The following is a 5,780-nucleotide window of genomic DNA, read 5'->3' on the forward strand; positions in this document are numbered from 1 at the left end:
CGCGGGGAGCGCGGCGCACGGAACTGCCGACGTATCCCTTCCAGCACCAGCGCTACTGGCTGACGTCGCACCGAGCCGATGGCGACGTCTCCTCCGCCGGTCTCACCCCGTCCGCGCACCCGCTCCTCGGCGCCGCCGTGGACCTGCCCGGAACCGGCGGCGTCGCCTTCACCGGACGCTGGTCCGTACGCACCCACCCCTGGCTGGCCGACCACGCCGTGTGGGGCACCGCCCTGCTGCCCGGCACCGGCTTCGTCGACCTGGTCCTGACCGCCGGCGCCGAAGCCGACTGCGCCGCTCTCGAAGAACTCGTCATCGAGGCGCCCCTCATCCTCCCCGAGGACGGCGGCATCCAGGTCCGCGTCGAACTCGGCGCACCCGACGAGTCGGGCCGCCGCGCCGTCTCCGTCCACTCCCGCCCCGAGGGCGACGAACCCGAGTGGACCCGCCACGCCGCCGGCACGCTCCTCCCCGAGGACCCCGACTCCGCCGAGGCCGCCCTCGTCTGGCCACCGGCCGGCGCCACCCCCGTGCCCGTCGACGTCGAGTCCGTGTACGCGGGCCTTGCCGAACGCGGCTACGAGTACGGCCCCGCCTTCCGCGGGCTGCGCGCAGTGTGGACCCGCGACGACGAGATCTTCGCCGAGGTCGCGCTGCCCGAGCAGCAGCAGGAGGACGCGGGACGCTTCTCCCTGCACCCCGCCCTGCTCGACGCCTCGCTGCACGCCCCGCTGATCTACGGCACCGGTCTGCCGCGACTGCCCTTCTCCTGGAACGGCATCACCCTGTGGACCCGGGGGGCCTCCCGCCTGCGGGCACACTTCGTCCCCGCGGGCGAGGAGACCTGGCAGGTCACGGTCACCGACCAGAAGGGCGCACCCGTAGCGCGCATCGACGCCCTCATCGGCCGTCAGGTGACCCAGGAACAGCTCGCCGGAGCCCGCCTGGCCCGCGCGACCGGCTCCTCCCGGCTGGACAACCAGGTCTACCGCACGACCTGGATCCCGGCGGACACCACGGACCCGGCCGCCGCCCCCGCCGGCGCCTGGCTGGTCGCCGTACCCGCCGACCGCACGGACGACGCCACCGTCACCGCGTGCCTCACCGCCCTCGGCGACCGCGGAGCCCACGTCGTGCCGCTGCCCGTCGAGGCACCGGACCGCGACGCGCTCACCGGCCTCCTCACCCGCACGGTGACCGACGCGGCGACCGACGGCGCCACCCTCACGGGCGTCCTGTCCCTGCTCGCCCTCGACGAGAGCGAGCACCCCGGCCTCCCGGGAGTGACCGGCGGTCTGGCGGCGACGCTCGCCCTCGTCCAGGCACTCGGCGACGCCGGTGTCGAGGCGCCCCTCTGGCTCGCCACCCAGGGCGCCGTCGCCACCTCCGACACCGACCCGGTGCACAGCGCCGACCAGGCCGCCCTGTGGGGGCTCGGCCAGGTCGCCGCCCTCGAACACCCGGGCCGCTGGGGCGGACTGGTCGACCTCCCCGCCACCCTCGACACCGGCACGGGCGCTCTGCTCGCCACGGTGCTCGGCGGCGGCAGCGTCGACGAGGACCAGCTCGCCCTGCGCGACGGCACGGTCCTCGCCCGCCGCCTGGAGCGGACACCGCTCCACCGGCCGCAGCCGGACGAGACACCCTGGCGGCCCACCGGCACCGTACTGGTCACCGGCGGCACCGGAGCCCTCGGCGGGCACGTCGCCCGCCGGATGGCCGCAGCCGGCGCCGGGCACCTGGTCCTCGTCGGCCGCCGCGGCGCCGACACGCCGGGCGTCGCGGAACTGACCGCCGAACTCGCAGGGACCGGCGCCCGGGTCACCGTGGCCGCCGTCGACGTCACCGACCGGCAGGCCCTGGCGGACCTGCTGGCGAAGCTGGCGGCGGACGGCGACCCGGTCCGCACGGTGGTGCACGCCGCCGGCGTCAACGGCTTCGGCACCCTGCAGGAGACGACGCTCGACGACTTCGGCGCCGTCGTGTCGGCCAAGACGGCGGGCGCGGCCCACCTCGACGCGGCTCTCGGCGACACCCCCCTGGACGCGTTCGTCGTCTTCTCGTCCATCGCGGGAGTCTGGGGCAGCGGCAGCCAGAGCGCCTACTCCGCGGGCAACGCCTACCTGGACGCCCTCGCCCTGCGCCGGCGGAGCCAGGGACGCACCGCCACCTCCATCGCCTGGGGCGCCTGGGCCGGCGGCGGCATGGTCGACGCCGCCTCGGCACCGCGACTGCGCCGCCAGGGCATCGAGGCCGTACGCCCCGAACTGATGCTGACCGCTCTGGACCGCGCCCTGACGGGCGGTCAGAGCGGCATCACCGTCGCCCACATCGACTGGAAGCGATTCCACGCGGCGTTCACCGCACCCCGGCCCTCCGCGCTCCTCCAGGGCGTACCCGAGGTCCGCCGCATCGCGGCGGCCGAAGCCCGCGCCCGGCGCGCCGACCTCGCCACGGCCGGCTCCCTGCGCGAGCGCCTGGCCGGCCTGGAGGAGAGCGCTCAGAACGGAATCCTGCTCGACCTGGTCCGCGCGGAGACCGCCGTCGTCCTCGGCCACCAGGACGCGCACGCCGTCCACCCGGACCGCGCCTTCCAGGAACTGGGCTTCGACTCGCTCACCGCCGTCGAACTGCGCAACAAGCTGTCCGCCGCCACCGGCCTGCGCCTGCCCGCCACCCTGCTCTTCGACCACCCGGCGCCCGCCGTGCTCGTCGCCCACCTGCGCGAGGCGCTCGCCCCCGAAGGCGGCCCCGCCGTCCACCGGGCGGTCGCCGAGGTCGAGAAGCTCAGGGCCGCGCTCGCCTCCGTACCCGACGACCGGGCGGTCCGCGCCCAGGTCACCGCCGCCCTGCAGGTCCTGCTGGCCAAGTGGTCCCCGGACACCGCTCAGGACGAGGCCGACGACGACCTCGACTCGGTCACCGACGACGAGGTCTTCGACATCATCGACAACGAGTTCAACGAGTTCACCGCTTCCTGACGCCGCCGCGCCCGCAGCGCCTGCCGCCCCCGCCGCCCGCCCGCCCGCCGTCAGAAGTCTTTCTCTAGGAGCTGACCTTCACCGTGCCCGACGACAAGAAGTACCGCGAATACCTCAACAAGGCCGTCGCCACCGCCCGTCAGGCGACCCGCCGGCTGCGCGAGGTCGAGGAGAAGGCATGGGAACCCATCGCCATCGTCGGTATGGCCTGTCGTCTGCCGGGAGGAGTGACCTCCCCCGAGGACCTCTGGCGGCTGGTGGCCGACGGTGTCGACGGCATCACCCCTTTCCCGGCCGACCGGGGCTGGGACCTGGCGGGCATGTACGACCCGGACCCCGACGCTCCGGGCAAGTCCTACGTCCGTGAGGGCGGCTTCCTCGACGACGTGGCCGGTTTCGACGCCCCCTTCTTCGGGATCTCCCCGCGCGAGGCAGTGGCGATGGACCCGCAGCAGCGGCTCCTCCTGGAGACCTCATGGGAGGTCTTCGAACGCGCCAACATCGACCCCACCTCCCTGCGCGGACGAAGGATCGGCTTCTACACCGGCGTCATGCACCACGACTACGCCCCGCGCGTCCGACAGGTCCCCGAGGACCTGGAGGCGTACCTCGGTCGCGGCAGCACCGGCAGCTTCGCCTCGGGCCGCGTGTCGTACACGCTCGGCATCGAAGGCCCCTCGGTGACGGTCGACACCGCCTGCTCGTCGTCCCTGGTGGCGATCCACCTCGCCGTCCAGTCCCTGCGCACCGGCGAGTCGGAGATGGCGTTGGCGGGCGGCGCCGCCGTGATGGCCGACAGCAAGATGTTCGTCGAGTTCTCCCGCCAGCGCGGGCTCTCCCCGGACGGCCGGTGCCGCGCCTTCGCCGCCGGCGCCAACGGCACCGGCTTCTCCGAGGGGGTGGGCGTCCTGCTGCTGGAGCGGCTGTCGGACGCCCGCCGCAACGGCCACGACGTCCTGGCCGTCGTCCGCGGCACCGCCGTGAACCAGGACGGCGCGTCCAACGGCCTCACCTCGCCCAACGGCCCCGCCCAGCGGGAGGTGATCCGGCAGGCGCTGGAGAACGCCCGGCTGTCCGCGGCGGACGTCGACGTGGTGGAGGCGCACGGCACCGGCACCTCCCTCGGCGACCCGATCGAGGCACAGGCCCTTCTCGCCACCTACGGCCAGGAGCGGCCCGGCGACGGTCGTCCGCTGTGGCTGGGTTCGCTGAAGTCCAACATCGGGCACGCCCAGTCGGCCGCGGGTGTGGCGGGTGTGATCAAGATGGTGCAGGCGATGCGGCACGGTGTGCTGCCGAAGACGCTGCACGTGGACGCTCCGACGCCTGAGGTGGACTGGTCGGCGGGTGCGGTCGAGCTGCTGACGGAGGCGCGGGAGTGGCCCGAGCGGGACGAGCCGCGCCGAGCCGGCGTGTCGTCCTTCGGTCTCAGCGGCACCAACGCCCATGTCGTCATCGAGTCCGCACCGGCCGCGGCGCCCGCGACCGAGCAGCCCGCTCCGGCGGCCGACCCCGAAGCCACCGCACCCGGCGCACCCGTCGAGTCCACGCCGACGGCCGCCGCGCCGGTCGTGCCCCGGGGCGTGGTGCCACTGGCCCTGTCCGGCAAGACCCCCGACGCCCTGCGCGAGCAGGCGAGGCGGCTCGCCGCCTTCCTGGACGACCGGCCCGAGGCCGTACTGCACGACGTCGCCCTCTCCCTGACCTCACGCGCGGCGTTCGACCACCGGGCCGTGGTGGTCGCCGGCACCCGGCAGGAAGCACTGGACCGCCTCACCGCCCTGGCGGAGAACACCTCGGCACCGACCACCGCTCCTGGTGGTTCCGGTGTGGTGTTCGTGTTTCCGGGTCAGGGGGCGCAGTGGGTGGGGATGGCGTTGGGGTTGTTGTCGGAGTCGGTGGTGTTCGCGGAGTGGATGGGGCGGTGTGGGGCGGCGTTGGAGCCGTTTGTGGGGTGGTCGTTGGTGGAGGTGTTGGGTGATGAGGAGGCGTTGGGTCGGGTTGATGTGGTGCAGCCGGTGTTGTGGGCGGTGATGGTGTCGTTGGCGGGGTTGTGGCGGTCGGTGGGGGTGGAGCCGGTTGCGGTGGTGGGTCATTCGCAGGGGGAGATCGCGGCGGCGTGTGTGGTGGGTGGGTTGTCGTTGGAGGATGGTGCGCGGGTGGTGGCGGGGCGTAGTGCGGTGATTGCGTCGTCGTTGGCGGGTGGGGGTGGGATGTTGTCGGTTGCTTTGCCGGTGGGTGTGGTGGAGGGGCGTTTGGGTGGGGGGTTGTCGGTTGCTGCGGTGAATGGTCCGTCGTCGGTGGTGGTGGCGGGTGGGGTGGAGGCGTTGGGTGTGTTGGAGGAGGAGTTGCGTGGGGAGGGGGTGCGGGTTCGTCGGGTGGCGGTGGATTATGCGTCGCATTCGGTTGAGGTGGAGGGGGTGGAGGGTGAGTTGGCGGGGGTGTTGGCGGGTGTGTCGGGTGTGTCGTCGGGGGTGCCGTTTTATTCGACGGTGACGGGTGGGGTGGTGGACACGGCGTTGTTGGACGGGGGGTATTGGTATCGGAATCTGCGGGAGCGGGTGCGTTTTGAGGAGGTGACGCGGGTTCTGTTGGGTGAGGGTCGGCGGGTGTTCGTGGAGATGAGTCCGCATCCGGTGTTGGGTTTTGTGGTGGCGGAGTCGATGGGTGCGGTGGGTGTGGATGGTGTGGTGGTGGGGTCGTTGCGTCGTGGTGAGGGGGGTCTGGAGCGGTTCTTGCGGTCGGTGGGCGAGGTGTTCGTGGGGGGTGTCGACGTCGATTGGGAGGCGGCGTTCGACG

2 protein-coding genes are annotated in these 5,780 nt (G+C 73.3%); both read left to right on the plus strand.

Going from position 1 to position 5,780, the window contains the following annotated elements; translation table 11 throughout:
* Positions 1-2,981, plus strand: a 2,981-nt coding sequence (locus Sri02f_RS40660; protein ID WP_159106895.1) for an SDR family NAD(P)-dependent oxidoreductase, incomplete at its 5' end; no start/stop codon positions are given.
* 83 nt (positions 2,982-3,064) lie between these two features.
* The coding region (locus Sri02f_RS40665) for a type I polyketide synthase (RefSeq protein ID WP_159106896.1) at positions 3,065-5,780 on the plus strand (2,716 nt) is incomplete at its 3' end.

This window comes from Streptomyces rishiriensis (genome assembly GCF_003112535.1).
Lineage (GTDB): Bacteria > Actinomycetota > Actinomycetes > Streptomycetales > Streptomycetaceae > Streptomyces > Streptomyces rishiriensis.